This is a genomic window from Robertmurraya beringensis (assembly GCF_042433785.1).
Lineage (GTDB): Bacteria > Bacillota > Bacilli > Bacillales > Cytobacillaceae > Robertmurraya_A > Robertmurraya_A beringensis.
Map to the genome: position 1 here is coordinate 67,332 of NZ_JBHLUU010000121.1, position 17,241 is coordinate 84,572.

Below are 17,241 nucleotides of genomic sequence, written 5' to 3' on the forward strand. Positions count from 1 at the left end.
AGTTACATATTTTGTTAATGGAGTAATTAGTTAATTTAATTTATATGTTTATACCTTATTGTTTTGTCATCAATCCCTTCTCTAGGAACTATAGAACTAGCAGATTTGACCTTTATTAAAGCTAACCACCATAGAAAAGCCATAAATGGTACAATAATTAATAACCAGTTTACAAAAGAATTTATTATAAAATCATATGTTCCGTGTAGGATAAATGGAATTAGGATGGAGAATGTTAAACATCTTCTCCTTATAGATGCGCTAAATTTCCCTTTTCCTAAGTAATACCCCATGATAACTCCAAGTAAGGCGTGAATTGATACTGGTAAAAGTGCTCTCCCTATGGCAACTTCTATACCATTAGTAACTAAATACATGATATTTTCGGCAGTTGCAAACCCTACAGAAGCTGATACCCCATATACAATTCCATCATAAGGCTCATCAAATTCAACATGGTGATAAACAGTGTAAATTAAAATAAACCATTTGAAAAACTCCTCAAGGAGACCAACAGTAATAAACGACTTAATAAAATTAGAGTTTATTAGGTTTTCTACATCTATAACATACTCAATAAACATGATTGGAAACACAAGCAGGGCCCCTAGGATAAACATTTTAAATACTAATGAAAGTGGCTCAGGCTCATATTTATCTTTTAGGTAGAAATAACATAATAAGGCTAATCCAGGTGCAGTCCCAGCAGATAAGATCCCCAGCATAAACTTCCTCGTTTCGAACCTTTTATTTAATCGTATCACGTAATGTCAAAATAGAAAATGAATATTTACGAATTGAATCTCACGGTTAAAATTCTTATTCAGGCTATATTATTAGTCAGGAATTAGGTATTTCCAAGGGAGTATAATTGTCTGTTTAGTGGAAAGTGGATTTTTTTCTTACTTAAATGAAAAGGGTATTTGTCATTAGGTTATTTTTTAAAAAGAAAGGAGAGAATGTGTGTTAGAGGAGTGAGAAAATGAATGGTGGAATGATTTCAACAGAGCAAATTGTATTAATCGTTACGGCGATTGTAGTCGGCACTCTTGCAAGAATCTTAACAATAAAAGAAGATTATTTTCAATATCCTAGTTTTCCTAATGGTTATCTCATTCATTTAATAACGGGATTTGTAGCAGCAGCATTAGGGGCTGTTGCCATTCCTGCTCTGACGACTAAGAACTTTGTAGCAGTAACTTTTTTAACCCTTGCAATACAACAGTTTAGAGATGTTCGAAAGACAGAAAGGGATAGTTTAAAAGATCTTGAAACCACGGAGTATGCGTATAGAGGAGATGCTTATATCGATGGCATTGCCAAAACATTTGAAGCACGTAATTATTTTGCATTAATCGTATCTTTCGCGACGGGACTTACAATCCAAATAGTCGATAGCAAATCAACATGGATAAATATTGTCTGTGGCGTGGTAGTCGGCTTGATTGTGTTTTTAATTGTAAAACGATTTTCAAAAGGAAAAAGTGTTGGTGATATTGCAGATGTGAAGGAAGGAAAGATACAAGTTAAGGGTTCAGAGCTCTTTGTGGATGAATTTATGTAACTAATCAACTAGGAACTAAAAATGCTCAAAATTTGGTCGAGAAGGGTGGACTTGCTGTTATAGTGTATCCTCGTGAAAATCATTTCCGAATAACCCTTGATAACTATGGACAAAGACAGGCAATCTTGTTTGAGGCTACAAGATCATTAGGGGTGAAAAGATATCATTTCACAAGAAAAGACTATGAAGATGGACGTGTAGTGATTGTACTAGTACCAATCGTGAATGACATAAACAAACTTATAGAAACTATTAAGAATACGCCATTATTGGAAAGTTCAAAGAAAAGTCACTTGGTTATGAAAACAAATTTATTAGGGAGGGAGTAGTTTGGGACGTGAAGTTACAGCAAGACCTAATTATGAGATTTAGCATTTATAACTACAGATAAGGAGAAGTTATTAGGTGGAAAGCAACTTTCATTATGGGCAAAGGATGAAAATGAAGCTGAGGCTTTAACGGTAGATATTGCCAAGGCAATGAAAGCTGATGTAGTACAAATGAAATCAGGAGATTATCTTGTCTTGCGTGTATAAACAAGCGGAAGGTCTATTTATGTAGGACAAAAAGTTAAGATTGGTTTAACTAACTCCAAAAATCTTCGGGTAAAAAGTAAAAATAAGAGCAGTATGGGAGATGTTATCAACTTTACTTCTGCTCTTATCAATAGTTTAATTTTGTGTTTGTTTTACAGGCTTTATATAAATCATCAAGTATATGATTATAGTAAAGGCAGTTAGTGCAAGAAATGGTATTGTAACAAATCCAAACCAATTTATATATTCAGTAGTACAAGGAACACCATTAACACAAGGTTTTAATTCTGCAAGTCCTGGTACTTTTTGCAACATATAATGATAAAAGGATATGCACCATCCTATAATAGCCATAGGTAAAGCGATTTTTTTAACTGATAAATCATTTTGAAAAGTTCCAATTCCTAGTATTAACGTTAGAGGATACATCAGAATACGTTGATACCAACAAAGTTCACATGGAATAAAACCCCGTATTTCACTAAAATAAAGACTTCCAAGCATCGCGGTGATAGAAACAATCCATGCCATATACAAATAGACTTGATTAGAATTAATTTCTTTCATTTTTATTTATCCTCTAATTCTTTATTTATAAGACTTTTAATTTTTTCATAGTCAAAAGGATCATCAAGCATTGTGCCGTTAACCATGATGCTTGGTGTCTGTTGGACCTTGAAATCTTCTACTAGTACTGAATCTTTGTTTACTTCGTCTATTACTGACTGACTCTTCATATCTTCCTCCAACTGTGTCACATCAATATCAGGTATTAAGCTAGCAGTTTCCTTAATTTTCTCCATTGTGATCCATAATGAATCGTGGTCTTCATCTGGTTGTTCACTAAAAAGTTTTTTGTGGAAATCCCAATATCGCTCGGGATTTTGTTTATAGATAGCTTCAGAAGCTACAGAACCCAGTTTCGACTCGTCTCCATGAAATAAGACGTTAATGTATGAGACTTTAACTTTCCCAGTATCAACATAATCTTTTACTAACTGTGGAAAGATGGTTTCCCCCCAAGTTTTACATGCAGGACACTTAAAATCACCGAATTCAACTACAGTTACAGGTGCTTCCGATTCTCCTAATGTTGGTTGACCTTCAATCGATGGCTGTGTTCATAACTAGTCCCTATGCTCGACTCAGAAGTTTTCTTATTTATTACAATTAAGGCACTTAATATGAAAATAATAATATGGTGATAATTACTGCAACTTTAAAAGGTGAAGTCTTTCTTTTTGTCATCTTGATAACTCCTTTATTTTAAGTTTGTAACTAATTAAAATGATAGGTAATAAACCTATCGAATGACTATTTAATGCTTAGTATTAATGCTAGGTAAAAACAAATAACAGATAGCATATTCATTAGGAACGATAAAATAGTAGGAACTCTTTTTATAAATGAGAAAATTGATAAAACCAGGAAAAGGATTGCTAATAAGAAAAACGAAAAACTTGTTAAGTTTAGTACTAGCTGAACATTCATATCAGGTTGAAACTCTCCCTGATATAATATTGTAAATAATTTTGAAAGAACACCTTCTACAATCGTCGTTTCATGAGGAGGAGATTGTTGTCCTAATGCTGCTGTTGCAGAGAAAATAAGTAAAAGCACAATACTTTCTACTCGTACCCAGGGTGTAGGATTAAAGGTAATATCTTTTTTTATTTTTTTTTTAACAAGTATACTGTTTATCACTATGTATACCATTAATGGAATAATAAGGATATGCTTTATTAATAAGGATTGCCCATAAGGGATCATCCACGAATTTGAATAATCCTTAAATTCTACAACAAAGGTCATTAGAATAAGCCCTGTTAAAATAGTAATGATGAAACAAAATAGAGCAATAGGAGTAAACCATTTTAAAAACTTTAACCAATTTGAATTACTTTTGGAAAACCAACTAACAACAATTAAAATCCCAACCCAAATAGTTACGGCAGTAAAATGGGATGTATGAGTTAAAAACCCTTTTACTTGATCATATGAGCTAGCATGACTGGACCAGCCTAGAGCTAGAATTAAGAAAAAGGTAAAGATAAGACCGATCCAGCTATATTTAGCTTTATTTTGGTAATCAAACCATATGACAAATATGTATAATAAATTTGCCACAATAAAAGTGAATACCCATGATTGTCCCACTTCAAACGTAAAAAGTACAGACAGGAAAGTTTGAGCAAAACCAATATCAGGAGATAAGAATAAAATCAATTGTAAAACGGGAAAAAATGAAAAGATGGCGATTCCACCTGTTGCAATCATTAAAATTCCCTTTGGTACCATAATATCCGGACGGTGTGTACTTGGTATTAGATAAAGTACAAAACTTCCTATCGTTAATGAAAAGCAAAGGTATAACAATGTCTGACTAATAATTCCAATAGTAAGCATTTTCTATTTCTTCCTTTTCAAAATTAATAAGAAACTTCCAATAACGATAACTATCAGAATTCCAATAATAGAGGGTATAACATACGATGGTAATTTGTTTTGTTGAACATCTTCTTGTTCTGTTTCTATTCTTGTTTCTGTATTCTCTGTATTCGCCGCATCATCTGGTTGAGATTGTGGTTCCTCAGTATTTTCGGGAGCGGTTTCAGAAACAGGTACATCTACCGAAAATGACAACTCGCCTTCTATTGGGTGACCATCTGCACCGATAATCTTCCAATTTATTTGGTACGTCCCATTTTCTAATGGGTTTATTAAACTTCCTACCATCTGGAATTCGGATAATGTTATATTTTCAACGGGGATAGTATCTCCATTAGAATATTTAAGTTCAAATGTACTGTTCTGTTCGACTTTTGTTTCAAAATTTAGGGTGATTTGTTTTAATTCCTCTTTAATTACTTGTCCATTTTGAGGAATGGAACTTTCTAATCCTGTGTGAGCAAAAGTGTTGTTAACAAAGCCGATGAAAAAAATAATTGTTAACAGAGATAATTTTTTTAACATTAGTAACCTCCAAATAGTATTAACTTATTTACGAACTTAATTTTAGCAAAGTGTTATATCTAATTCAAAAAACCATTTGAATAAAATGTGACAAATTTGCAAACTTTCAACTTGATAATTATTGCTTGACAGGTTAGCATTCCTGTAGATTGTTATTTTTGAGCTTTGATAAAAATAGGGCTCCTCAGTAAGATATGAATAAGACACGACTCTAACTCAACCTAGGAGGAACCCTTACTATGAAGTTTAAAATGCAGGACAAACAAAATCAACTAATAGAGAGAATTACTGATAAACATATCGTTGTTGGTGTGGATATTGCACAACAATTTCACGTAGCCAGAGCTGTCAATTTCCGAGGGATTGTAGTAGGAGATCCAATTACGTTTCAAAACAATGAAGAGGGATTTTCAACCCTTTTAAACTGGATTGATAAGCTTAAGAGATTACATAAACTTGAGGTAGTGATAGTCGGTATGGAACCTACTGGCCATTACTGGATCAACCTTTCTAAATGGCTAATGAAACAAGATATTGAGGTCGTGACAGTCAATCCACATTTAGTAAAAAGAAATAAAGAGAACCGCGATAATAGCCAATCAAAAAGCGATAAGAAAGATGCCCTGGTAATAGCCGACATGGTGAAGAATGGTTACTATGCCTTTGTGAGGAATACTTCCGAGTCGTTTGAAAAACTTAGGGTCCTCATGTCTAATCGGGATGTGATTGTTAAAAGACTTGTTATCTCTATTAATCAATTGAATCGCTGGGTGGATATTGTTTTTCCTGAACTTAGACAGGTATTTAAAGATATCACTGCTAAAGGGGCAATCGCCACATTAAGGCTCTTCCCATCCCCAATGGAACTGGGTTCCATGAAGCCTGAAGAGATAGTGACCGGTTGGAAGTCACTCATGAAAAGGCAGCCTGGATTAAAGAAAGCCTATTTACTTCTCAATGTAGCCAGGAAATCTGTAGGTACAAGACAAGCTATTGAGGCTTACAAATTTCATTTAGAACAATTACTCGAAGAGTATGATCTTGCGGTTCAACAACTTGAAAGGGTTGAGCGTGCAATAAAGGATGAATTACCTAAAATTCCTTTTGCAAATAAGTTACTTATGATTAAGGGAATTAGTGATATTTCTTTAGCGGGTATTTTAGGTGAGGCAGGCGATTTAAGTGGGTTTTCACACGGTAATTCTTTACTCCGCCATGCAGGACTCCGCAAGCTCAGGGAAGTGGAAAGGGCAAATAGTCATTTCAAAGCGTGGAAGATCAAGGCTTAGACGGTTCCTTTATCTAGCCACTATGAGTCTAGTGATGAACAATCCGGAATTCAAGGCCATCCACTCAAATAATGTTAAAGTCAAGAAAATGAAAAAGATGAAATCTATCATGAAACTGGTAGGTAAGTTGGTCAGGATCTTTGTAGGAATAGCACGCAAAAACGAATCGTATTCCGCCAAGAAAGTCCAACCATTATCCGAGTTGGCAGCGGATCGAGTGTTGGCTTATTCGCAGGATTTCAAATATGTACGGAGTACCAGATTTATTAAACAAAAGGGCACTGACCCATCAGGTTAGCATAACTGGCCTCCACCCCTTGGACGGGCATGACGAAGGAATGATAGGGCAATTGACCCGTTGAGACATGGGAGGGAAAGCCTCCAGGGGCGGCGTGGAGAAGTACATTATATGGTATAATATGGAGTGGAATGCTACTCCTCTATTCAACTATGCCATCGCGTGGCCACTTGTCCTAAAACAACTCCTTTCTTTTAAGAAATATAGATTCTAGGCGGATGAAATCCTGCGAATAAGCGAGTATTCGTGAGATAATCGTAATAAACTGAGGGAGTTCAATAAATAGTATTACTAAATGAAATTTTATAGAAGATATTAAGTAATTTAAAAACCGTTCGGAATTCGAACGGTTGGATTATTTGTTAATAATTGGATTTCAATTTTTTGTATGTAGGGTGATTTTTCCTAATATTGAATTTTTGTAGATCCTTTAATCAATTTGTTTCTCTTCTTGACCGAGTTCCCTTAACTCTTTGTCAGATTTTTTCTTGAAAATATATATAACTCCTAGAGAGAAAAGAGATAGAACTAAATAAAATATAACAGTATACAACATTTGAATCACTTCCTATTTATATATAGATTGGTTAGTAATGGAAAGTATTTTGGGAATAGAAAAAATACCTTGTACTATAAAAGATTCAATTAACATATAAGCCAGGATTTTGCTCATTTTGAATAAAATAAAAGGTGGAAATTCGAATTGTTTGTAGTTGTAACTAATACCTTTTTTCGAAGGAATTAGTTACAGTTGTTTTTAAATATTCAATACCTTTTTAGTCCTTTAAAATAAAAGGAACCTTCCAACTTCATGTTAGCATAAAAATCAGGTGCTTGATATAATTCTATTAATAAAAATTAGAAAGACTATTCGTTTAATGTATAAATAAATTTAGAAGCACTCAAATAGAGTGCTTCTTTTTAAATAGAAGGGTAAAACGTCCTAGGCCTCTATACTATATCAAAAGTTTGCAGAAACTGTGCATTTTTCAGAAAAACTGGTGAAAAGTTAAAGGTAATCTCAAAAAAGCAAATATGTGTTATTTTAGATAAAAGAATAGATTGACTTTTTTTGGTTAAATATCATAATATATATGAGCATCTATTCATAGATAGATATTTGGAGAATTATTTAATACTAAAACAAGAGGAGTGTTCGTATGAAAAAATTGATTTTAGCAGTTTCTATGACTGGTGGTCTTATTGCTTTAAGTGCTTGCAGTTCTCAAACTACTAATTCAGAAGCAATAGTCCAGACAAAAGTAGGTAATATTTCAAAAGAAGAACTTTATACTGCCATGAAAGATAAATATGGTGAACAAGAACTTCAGCAACTTCTCTATGAAAAAGTGTTAGGTAATAAATACAAAGTAGAAAGTGAAGAATTAAATAAAAAATTTGAGGAATTTAAAGCACAATATGGTTCTAATTTTGAAATGATACTTGCACAAAATAATATAAAAGATGAAAGTGAATTTAAAAAAATACTTAAGTTTCAACTCCTAGTAGAAAAAGCTGCAATAAAAGACATAAAAGTTACTGAAAAAGAGTTGAAAGAAAGTTATGAAAACTATAAACCAGAAATAAAAGCAAGACATATTCTCTTAGAGGATGAGGAAACAGCTAAGGAAGTAAAGAAAAAGTTGGATGAAGGGGCCGAATTTGAAAAGCTAGCAAAGGAATATTCAAAGGATCCTGGTTCTGTTGAAGCAGGAGGAGATTTAGGGTGGTTTGGTTCAGGTAAAATGGTTCCTGAGTTCGAAAATGCTGCCTATTCACTTGAAATCAATCAAATTAGCGAACCAGTAAAAACTCAAAATGGATTTCATATTATTCAAGTTTTAGAGAAAAAGGAAAAAGAATCGTTTGAAAAAATGAAAAATGAACTCGAATACAATATTAAGGTATCAAAAATCGACGACAGTAAAATTCAAGAAGTTTTACAAAAAGAACTGAAAGACGCAAATGTTAAAATAAAAGATGAAGATTTAAAAGGGTTACTTGAAACTGCTAGCACCCAACAATAATTCTTTTAGAATTTCAATCCCTGTAGTAAAATTAAATAATGATCAGTTCACAATAAAATTTAATTTAAGAAGGATTTTTTTTACAGTATAAAAGAATGATTACCCGTTGGGCAATCATTCTTTTTTTATATTAGTTTTTTATCCATCTCTTCACTATTTTGGGGGTACTTCGTTTTCTTTTAACACTTTTGCAGTGTTTTTTGAAGGTTACTATTTATATTTGTCTAACTTAATTAAGGCCTCATTTTGGATTATATTTATTAAATCTTCTCCATACAATTCTTGTAGCCTTCTATAAATACTCAAATACATTTGGAAAATGTATTTTTCATCTTCTTTTACCTTCTCAAACCGAACGAGATTTCCATATTTGAGTCTTCTAAAGCCAAGTTTTAGTTCGACTTGTTTGTAAAAATCAACCTTATATTTTATTCCATACTCTTTCATTATTTCTTTTTGAGTATATAACTTAACTGGAAAAGAATTTATATGTAAATTCTCTTGTTGATTTTCAAATCTAACAACTCCATTTTCGTCGGTGAAATATTTTTTCTTCAAAATATCCGTAATTCTTGTCATATGAGATTGTAGAGTTAGCTTTTTGCCTTTTTCGTTACCTCTAGCAATCCTCTTTTTAATTTCATCAATAAATCCAGGTTCAAAATCATTTTCTGAGAATTTCTTGTATGAGATAACCAGCTCTACTGAATTGCGGATGTGTTCTTTAAAATTATCCTCAGAGAGAAGTATTCTCTTAGTGAACAATCTAGCTCTTCTTTCTTCAATCCCATTGTCTTTTGCGTATTTCATTAAAATCATTTTACTAAGACGGGTAATTCGAATATGTTTCACCTCAGGGACAATCGTATTAATAACATACGGACCTGTACAATTTAGATAGGTAGCAGCATCATCTATCGTAAGACGATATCCATTCTCAATGTAGTGAAGATATTCCGAACAAATATCCTTCCTACTTTTCGATTCGATTCTTATAAGATTTGTTTCTTTATAAGGTTTCTGTTCATTTTTTATTACTCGATCCATGTTAAATAAATCCCCTTTTATATCAAAAAAACGTGTTTAATTTATTATTAACATATGTTTAAAATATAAAAAAGAAATTAAGAAAAATGAAAAGGGGCTTATACGCTCTTATAATTCTTTTCTGTTCTTATAGTTTTCAAGGCATTAATTTATAATATTTCTTCAGGATTCACCTTAAATACATTAGCTTTGCTTATCCATCTAAATGGGTGTATTTGTTTTAATATGGTTGGGGAGTCTTCAACAACAGCTATAATGATATAACACAATTACCATAAAATTTTGATGTTGGGTAATTTTAAGGGTAATCACAAATTTAATCAATACAAAAACAGAGAAAATAGAAATTAGATATATTAGTAGAAACCATTTCACATTACTTTTCATGGATTTAGAACGGACGAGATTATATAAAACCCTTGATATTCCTGAGTTTTTGAGATTCATATTCTATGAAGTTTCAAGGGATAGCCCCTAGTAAACAATTATTTATGGAAATGTTTAAAAACAATTGATTATAATTTATATGAACATATACTCACGAAATAAGGAGAGGTTTTATTTGCTTGAATCATTCTTTTACGTAATCTTTTTGTTAATAGTAATTTGTTTGGTATATGGTTTATTTTTATACAAAGTTTATAAGCGGAGAAGAAGGTAATTAATATTAAAAAGGGAGAATATAAAATTATATGAATATGCAACATAAAGCACTTAGTGAACTTTATTTTGAATGGAACATACCGTTAATTATTGTTTGCTTGGCAATTGCTTTTTTATATGAACATAAACGAAAAACTATGGAGTTCCATCTAACAAAAAATCAAAAAATCAGCTTTCATCTTGGAGTATCGCTTTTAGCAGTATCATTGGGTTCACCACTAAATAGTGTTGGGCATTATCTTTTTTCTGTTCATATGTTCATCCAATCAATAATTTACCTTGCGGTCCCACCTTTAATTCTTTTCGGATTGCCAAAAAAAGAAGTGGGGAAACTAATTAACAAATATAAAATCGTAAGGAAAACAATACATATCGTTACAAAACCTGTACTAGCTATTCTTTTGTTTAATGTTGTTTTTTCGTTTTATCATGTGCCTTTCATTTTTGATTTTATAATGGGAAATCAACTTTATATTAATCTATCCATTCTTTTTCTTTTCTTTCTGTCTTTCATTATGTGGTGGCCTATTCTTCCACCCGTTGATAGTATAGAAGGTATGAAACCACTTTATAAAATAGCTTATATTTGTGGTATGGGCATTCTTCTTACTCCTGCTTGTGCCCTGATTATTTTTTCAAAGGATATTTTATATTCTTCTTACATGCATATGCCTAGACTATTCGGGATTGGTACACTGGATGATCAACAGGCTGGTGGTGCACTTATGAAAATTATTCAAGAGGCGATATATGGATCTGTATTGGCTGTCATATTTTTTAAATGGGCAAAAGAACAAAGAAACTTAGATTTAGAAAGTGAGATTGATAGAAAGGAAGAAGAGTATCTACAAAAATTTAGAAATATAGATACGGATTCATTAAGCTAAGATAATTCGAACGATTCAAACGGAGGAAAAAAGAAGACAGTTTACCAAAGCCTTGGATGAATAAATTAATTGACTTTGGTTCTGATAAATAGAGAACAAGTATACGGATTGAATCTGTCCAATAGGTATACCTCAAATATTCTATTTCGCTAATGTGCAAATAAAATGCCTTGTTCTGCATAAAATCAGTAGGACTAAAAAAGAAGATAAGCCCTTAGGCAATCGAAAAATCTTGTTGATTAGTCTAACTCTTTTAATAGGTAGAAAATATCAAAATATCTTTGAATGATTTTTTTATTTTTTATATGGAAGTAATTTTAGTTCATTCCGATAGGGAAATGATAACTTTAATAACCTACTAACAGGATAGATAGTTTTATTTGAAAAGAAACTGTAATAAAATTGTTTTAGTATTCGACAAAAACAGTTGTTATTATTTAGATAAGAGGAATTAAAACGACAAAATAACTGAAGAATACCTATATTTTTCAGATTCTAAATATAGTTAAAGGTGAGGTAAAAAGTGAAGAGTACAATAATTTCAGTTTCAGTTCTTACTTTGTTAGGGTTCGGTGTAACTTTATCAGAAGTGCCGACAAAAGTATTAGCTGAAGCTAATTTAGAAGACTTGAAGGAGCAAAAAAATGAGATTGATAGTAAACAGTCATCCATTGAATCTGAAATTGGTGATACGGAAAAAGAAGTAAACAAAATTAAAAATGAACAAGCAAAATTAGATGCTGAGATTAAACAGTTAGATTTATCAATTACCGAAGCAGAAGAACAAATGCTGTCAAAACAGAATGAAATTAGGGAAACCGAAAATCAGATTTCTAAATTAAAAGAGGAAATAAAGATAGTCGAAGAACGAATGGCAAAGCGTAATGAACTCCTAAAAAATCGCGCTCGTTCCTTCCAAGAGAATGGTAGTATGATTAGTTATATCGATGTTTTGACAGGAGCAAATGACTTTAGTGAATTTATAGATCGGGTAGAATTAGTTACCACCCTATTAGAAGCAGATAGAGCTATTCTACGAGAACATAAAGCAGATAAAGAATTGCTGGAGGAATCGAAGAAAAACTTAGAGAAAGAGGCGGAAAGCCTTCAAATAAAACTTAAAGAAATTGAAGTGTTAAAGCAAAACTTAAATACACAGAAAGATGAAAAAGATAAGTTAATGGCATCTTTGGAACTAGAGGAAAAACAGTTAGAAAACTATAAGATGGATCTTGAGGAAGAAGGACAGCTATTATCCTCTCAAGAATCAGCTATAAAAAGGGCAATTGAATTAGAACAAGAACGCCAAGCAAATAAAGCTAAAGAAGCCCAAAATTCCGGAAGTGGTGCTTCTGTTTCGGCTCCACCTGTTTCTAGTGGTTATTTTACAAGACCAACGAGCGGAGTTGTATCATCAAGTTTTGGTTCAAGATGGGGTGCAAATCATTTTGGGACAGACATTGCTCAAACAGGTACAGTACCTGTTGTTGCAGCTGCTGACGGGGTTGTTATAAATTCATACTATTCATCTAGTTACGGTAATGTGGTCTTTATATCCCATTCTATTGAAGGTGTGACCTATACAACAGTATATGCTCATATGAGCAGTCGTTTAGTTGGTTCTGGTGAAGTTGTTTCTAAAGGTCAAATGATTGGTTACCAAGGTAATACAGGTCAGTCATTTGGACAACATTTACATTTCGAGCTTCATAGAGGTGCTTGGAATTCTGGAAAAACTAATGCAATAAGCCCTATTGGCATTGTCCCATTGTAAATAATTATTAGATTATAAGAACTAAATAAAAGAACAACCTAGAGCATCTCATTAGGTTGTTCTTTTATTTATATAAGCATATGGATTTTTTTAAAGAAATATCTATTTTATTAGGTTAACAGACCGGTGCCCATTAAGTAAACTACTAGAACGTACAGTTTATCGTGTCAAAACGGGTGAGAATCGGAAAATAAGAATGCATCCTTTATTTATTTTATAAAATTTTATACTAATGCTTTAAATACATACCATTTGACCAAACAAATCACTGTTACCTTTTATCCTTTCGATGAATTTCTTTTAATGCCTTTATCCGTTGTTCATCCTCTTCGAAAAATTGTACCAGGCCATTTATACAATCCAACGTTTTCAGACTAAGATGGTGTTCAATCCTTTCAACTTCCTCATAGATTAAATCTTCATCAACCCCAATGATGCGAAAGAGAGATTCCAATAATTCATGTCTATAAACAAGTTGTTTTCCCATGTTTTGACCATATGGAGTAAGAATTATTCCACGGTACTTTTCATAGATTAAATATTTATTTTGATCTAATTTTTGAACCATTTTCGTAACCGAAGAAGGGTTGACACCAAGAACATTAGCTATATCAGACACACGTGCATACCCCTTATTTTGAATAAGTAAATAAATTTTTTCAATATAATCTTCCATACTAGGTGTAGGCATATAATCCTCCTATATATTCAATACCTTTATACATTATAACGAAATTAGAATAAAAGTTGCACATCATCAGTTAATGAATTATTTTGTTTTTTTCTGTAATTTCTTAATAATCTTTAGTACTGGTTCCCACATTTATTATTTAAAGTATCTACTTTAAATAAAAATTCAATGAAGTTAAATACTATATATAACTTGTGAATTTTCGAAGGTACTTTTAGAGGAGGATATGATGATTAATACAAATTTAAAGAAAGCTGAAAGAGGAGTTTGGATTAGTATTTTAGCATATATTTTTCTTTCAGTTATTAAGTTGATTTCTGGTAATATAGGTAATTCGGAAGCCTTAAAAGCCGATGGGATAAACAATCTAACGGATGTTATTGCATCGGTGACTGTTTTAATTGGGTTGAGATTTGCCCAAAAACCTGCTGATGAAAATCATAAATATGGTCATACAAGAGCAGTAAAGTGTACCCGTTGTAAAGGACATTTAAAAAAAGGTTATGCCACATCAAGTAGATGATTTCTGTATTCAACAGGGGTCATCTTCTTTAAATTCCATTGATATCTGAAATTGTTATAGTAAGTCATATAACTTCTTATTTCCCTTTTAAGTTCTTCTAAAGAATTACACGGTTTTATAAATGCTTCATCCTTAAAATGTCCGAAAAAAGACTCTTGTGGAGCGTTATCCCAACAGTTTCCCCTTCTTGACATTGATTGTCCTAGACCTAGTTTTTTTACGTGCTTCTGAAAATTGGGACTAGTGTAGTGTACTCCTTGATCTGAGTGAATAAAGGCTCCTTCTGCCAACTCTACTCGTCTATTATTCTTTAACTTTACTAATGTATCCGTAGCTAAATCCAATGTAAGTCGATTAGAAACATTATAGGCCAATATTTCATTCGTTGAACTATCCTTAATAGTGGACAAATAAGCTTTTTGTCCCTTACCGTAATATAAATAAGTAATGTCAGTAAGTAATACCTTACCTGGGATCTCTTGTTTAAATTCACGGTTAAGTAAATTTGGTTGTACCGAATGTTCTTGGGTAGCTTTTAACATCTTTTTATAAGGGTTGGCTCTTCTAATAGGGGTCCTACCAACAAAAAGCGCAAAACATACGCTAAGCAAATTTCGCCATAAAGAAAGCCGATTTTTCCTACGTTAAGGAAGTATCGGCTTTTCTTATTGTACACTAAAGTAAAAGCCCATTTTTTATTTGACATTAACGTTGCGTAATACCTTAACCTTGTAATGTGGAGGTGAATTACGCTGCTTACAACTGGAGAAGTTTATAAAATAACTGGACTTACTGAACGCTTGTGACTGCTAGAATAAAGTGTACAGTTTTTGCTTGATAAGATGAAACGCTTATTTACCCAAATATACCAGCAAAAAATATCAACCTATCACTGTAAAATGATCATAGTTCATACTTGCAGTGGAGGTTAGCTAGCGAAGGTGGATAAGTGGGAAATGTACATGGAGATAAAGCAATTATTAAAGCAAGGATTTAGTCAGACAAAGATAGCTGAAAAGTTAGGGGTTTCTCGAACAACTGTTTACAGGCACTTAAAGAGATCTCCTTCGGAGATGGCGGAATGGGTTGATTCTCTTCAGTATAAAAAGAAAAAATTAGATCCATATAAAGAACTGATTTTATCTTGGTTGAGAATGCATCCGGATATGTCAGCAGCACAAGTTTATGATTGGCTTTTAGAGAAATATAAAGATCTAACTGTTGGAGAAAGTACAGTAAGAACATATGTAAAAGCATTAAGAGAAGAATACAAAATAAATAAGGAAACATCTCCTCGAATGTATGAGGCAATTCCTGATCCCCCAATGGGAGAACAAATGCAAGTAGATTTTGGTCATACGAGACAAAAAACTGTTGATAATAAGGAAGCCAAACTCAACTTTATAGCTTTTGTCTTATCACATTCTAGACAAAAGTATAAAGAGTGGTTGGATAGACCATTTACAACACGGGATGTTATACAAGCCCATGAGAACGCGTTTAAATGGTATGGAGGAATGACCAATGAGATCGTTTATGACCAAGATAGTTTAATTGTTGTTAGCGAAAATGGTGGAGATCTAATTTTAACTAAAGAATTTCAGCAGTATAGAGAATCCAGAGGAATAAACCTTCGGGTTTGTAGAAAAGCTGACCCTGAGAGTAAGGGAAGAATAGAAAATGTAGTTGGATTTATCAAACAAAACTATGCCAAACATAGAGTGTTTCATAACATCGACTCTTGGAATGAGCAAGGATGGGAATGGCTGAACAGAACGGGTAACTATAAAATACACAATACAACAAAAAAGAGACCATTCGAAGTGTTCCTCCTGGAAAAGCAACACTTAAAACCAGTCTCCCAAAATATAGATATTCAAAATAACTATGAGATAAGTATAGCAAGATGTGTTCATAAGGACAATACTATTCGTTACCAATCTAATCGGTACTCTCTTCCACTTGGAACTTATAACAAATATGAAAAAGTATGTATCAAGGAAACGGAGACTAAAGAATTAGTTATTTATATACCTGATACTGGCGAAATTATTGCAAAACATTCAATTCCCGAAGGGAAAGGGATGTTAATAAAAGATAAAAAACATAGTAGGGATCGTACAAAAGGTGTTGGAGCATTCATTAATACAGTGGCTGAGAGATTTGAAGATAAAGAACTAGCCTTTAAATATTTAGAGAAGGTTAGGGAAAAAAATCCTCGTTACATTAAAGACCAGTTGCAAATCATCTTGCGCGAAACAAAAGGTATCGATAACGAAGTACGCACTAAAGCGTTAGCAGAGTGTTTAAAAAGGAAATTATACAGTGCAACTGATTTTGGCGATATCATTGCATATGTGAAACGTCAGCGCCAGGTACATGAAACAGTTATTGATAAAAAGAAAGAAGTTAAGACTTTGAACAGGCTATCAGAATGGGTTTTAGAAACAGAAGCATACAAAAGAAAAGTAGATACTTACACGGTTTTAATGGAGGTTGAATAGCGATGAGCCAAATCCAACAATTACAAGACATAATGAAAGGGTTAAGACTCGTTGAAACTGCCAAGCATCTCCCCCATTTGATCAGAGAAGCTGAGCAAAAAGACCTTTCATTTACTCAATTCCTGTTAGATGTCACTTCTTATGAGCAAACTCGAAGAGAAGAAAAGCAACTAAACAACCGATTAAAGTGGGCAACTTTTCCTTTCAGCAAAACACTTGAGGAGTTTAATTTAAAAGAACAAAAGTCTTTAAGCAACAAACAACTAAATAGATTAAAAGATTTAACTTGGATAGAACAGCTGTACAATTTGATTTTATTAGGGCCACCAGGTGTAGGTAATTATGGAAAGTTTTTGTTTATGGTAAGAAATAAGTGTATATGCCCTATTTGAATTGAAATATACGTTTATTTCTTTCCATAACACCTCACAATAGATTTATTAAAATCTAGGAGGTGCCATATGG

The 17,241-nt window shown here is 32.7% G+C and carries 12 protein-coding genes and 5 pseudogenes; 9 read left to right on the plus strand and 8 right to left on the minus strand.

The genetic code is table 11. From position 1 onward, the window contains the following. Positions 1-35 precede the first annotated feature (35 nt). Positions 36-725 (minus strand): glutamic-type intramembrane protease PrsW, encoded by a 690-nt coding sequence (gene prsW, locus ACFFHF_RS19810; RefSeq protein WP_160547507.1) that lies wholly within the window; start codon positions 723-725, stop codon positions 36-38. Between the two features lie 269 nt (positions 726-994). On the opposite strand from prsW, the pseudogene ACFFHF_RS19815 reads away from it, so the two are divergent. After that, positions 995-1,893 (plus strand): annotated as a pseudogene (locus tag ACFFHF_RS19815) (YIEGIA family protein). A 48-nt stretch (positions 1,894-1,941) separates the two neighbouring features. Then, positions 1,942-2,100 carry a capping complex subunit for YIEGIA gene (locus tag ACFFHF_RS19820; RefSeq protein WP_377058895.1) on the plus strand — a complete coding sequence of 53 codons (159 nt, stop codon included), beginning with the start codon at positions 1,942-1,944 and terminating at the stop codon, positions 2,098-2,100. Positions 2,101-2,235: 135 nt separating this feature from the next. On the opposite strand, the gene ACFFHF_RS19825 is transcribed toward ACFFHF_RS19820, so the two are convergent. The 4 genes and pseudogenes from ACFFHF_RS19825 to ACFFHF_RS19840 form a co-directional block, all read right to left on the minus strand. Next, complete coding sequence (locus ACFFHF_RS19825) at positions 2,236-2,658, minus strand: disulfide oxidoreductase (RefSeq protein ID WP_340906955.1); 423 nt, start codon at positions 2,656-2,658, stop codon at positions 2,236-2,238. A gap of 11 nt (positions 2,659-2,669) precedes the next feature. Next, positions 2,670-3,348, minus strand: a pseudogene (locus tag ACFFHF_RS19830) (DsbA family protein). A gap of 66 nt (positions 3,349-3,414) precedes the next feature. After that, positions 3,415-4,506, minus strand: a complete 1,092-nt coding sequence (locus ACFFHF_RS19835; RefSeq protein WP_160547509.1) for a CopD family protein — start codon at positions 4,504-4,506, stop codon at positions 3,415-3,417. 3 nt (positions 4,507-4,509) lie between these two features. Further along, positions 4,510-5,073 (minus strand): copper resistance protein CopC, encoded by a 564-nt coding sequence (locus tag ACFFHF_RS19840; RefSeq protein ID WP_160547510.1) that lies wholly within the window; start codon positions 5,071-5,073, stop codon positions 4,510-4,512. A gap of 239 nt (positions 5,074-5,312) precedes the next feature. Between ACFFHF_RS19840 and ACFFHF_RS19845 the strand changes: the two are divergent. Together ACFFHF_RS19845 and ACFFHF_RS19850 are read left to right on the plus strand one after the other, a co-directional pair. Further along, positions 5,313-6,573: pseudogene (locus ACFFHF_RS19845) on the plus strand (IS110 family RNA-guided transposase); the annotation flags it as partial. A gap of 1,247 nt (positions 6,574-7,820) precedes the next feature. Beyond that, complete coding sequence (locus tag ACFFHF_RS19850; RefSeq protein ID WP_160547511.1) at positions 7,821-8,687, plus strand: peptidylprolyl isomerase; 867 nt, start codon at positions 7,821-7,823, stop codon at positions 8,685-8,687. A 210-nt stretch (positions 8,688-8,897) separates the two neighbouring features. Here the strand turns inward: ACFFHF_RS19850 and ACFFHF_RS19855 are convergent, their stop codons facing one another. Continuing rightward, a complete protein-coding gene (locus tag ACFFHF_RS19855; protein ID WP_377058890.1) occupies positions 8,898-9,734 on the minus strand; it encodes a hypothetical protein in 837 nt (278 codons plus the stop codon). A 692-nt stretch (positions 9,735-10,426) separates the two neighbouring features. Here ACFFHF_RS19855 and ACFFHF_RS19860 point away from each other — a divergent pair. Further along, positions 10,427-11,284 (plus strand): cytochrome c oxidase assembly protein, encoded by an 858-nt coding sequence (locus ACFFHF_RS19860; protein ID WP_160547513.1) that lies wholly within the window; start codon positions 10,427-10,429, stop codon positions 11,282-11,284. 523 nt (positions 11,285-11,807) lie between these two features. Continuing rightward, on the plus strand, positions 11,808-13,058 hold the full coding sequence (locus ACFFHF_RS19865) for a murein hydrolase activator EnvC family protein (protein ID WP_340906764.1): 1,251 nt from the start codon (positions 11,808-11,810) through the stop codon (positions 13,056-13,058). A 271-nt stretch (positions 13,059-13,329) separates the two neighbouring features. Here ACFFHF_RS19865 and mntR read toward each other — a convergent pair whose 3' ends face one another. Further along, positions 13,330-13,749, minus strand: coding sequence for a transcriptional regulator MntR (gene mntR / locus ACFFHF_RS19870; RefSeq protein WP_160547514.1), 420 nt, complete (start codon positions 13,747-13,749; stop codon positions 13,330-13,332). A gap of 226 nt (positions 13,750-13,975) precedes the next feature. Here mntR and ACFFHF_RS19875 point away from each other — a divergent pair. Next, positions 13,976-14,212, plus strand: a pseudogene (locus tag ACFFHF_RS19875) (cation diffusion facilitator family transporter); the annotation flags it as partial. 38 nt (positions 14,213-14,250) lie between these two features. Here the strand turns inward: ACFFHF_RS19875 and ACFFHF_RS19880 are convergent. Further along, positions 14,251-14,844: pseudogene (locus ACFFHF_RS19880) on the minus strand (IS3 family transposase); the annotation flags it as partial. A gap of 369 nt (positions 14,845-15,213) precedes the next feature. Here ACFFHF_RS19880 and istA point away from each other — a divergent pair. Beyond that, a complete protein-coding gene (istA, locus tag ACFFHF_RS19885; RefSeq protein ID WP_025909802.1) occupies positions 15,214-16,776 on the plus strand; it encodes an IS21 family transposase in 1,563 nt (520 codons plus the stop codon). Between the two features lie 2 nt (positions 16,777-16,778). Further along, on the plus strand, positions 16,779-17,168 hold the full coding sequence (locus ACFFHF_RS19890; RefSeq protein ID WP_377058891.1) for an ATP-binding protein: 390 nt from the start codon (positions 16,779-16,781) through the stop codon (positions 17,166-17,168). Positions 17,169-17,241: the final 73 nt, after the last annotated feature.

Bases quoted from the DNA above. Each gene is read 5' to 3' on its own strand.
- prsW (WP_160547507.1), bottom strand. From the start codon at position 725: ATGCTGGGGATCTTATCTGCTGGGACTGCACCTGGATTAGCCTTATTA.
- ACFFHF_RS19835 (WP_160547509.1), bottom strand. From the start codon at position 4,506: ATGCTTACTATTGGAATTATTAGTCAGACATTGTTATACCTTTGCTTT.
- ACFFHF_RS19840 (WP_160547510.1), bottom strand. From the start codon at position 5,073: ATGTTAAAAAAATTATCTCTGTTAACAATTATTTTTTTCATCGGCTTT.
- ACFFHF_RS19850 (WP_160547511.1), top strand. From the start codon at position 7,821: ATGAAAAAATTGATTTTAGCAGTTTCTATGACTGGTGGTCTTATTGCT.
- ACFFHF_RS19855 (WP_377058890.1), bottom strand. From the start codon at position 9,734: ATGGATCGAGTAATAAAAAATGAACAGAAACCTTATAAAGAAACAAAT.
- ACFFHF_RS19860 (WP_160547513.1), top strand. From the start codon at position 10,427: ATGAATATGCAACATAAAGCACTTAGTGAACTTTATTTTGAATGGAAC.
- mntR (WP_160547514.1), bottom strand. From the start codon at position 13,749: ATGCCTACACCTAGTATGGAAGATTATATTGAAAAAATTTATTTACTT.
- ACFFHF_RS19890 (WP_377058891.1), top strand. From the start codon at position 16,779: ATGAGCCAAATCCAACAATTACAAGACATAATGAAAGGGTTAAGACTC.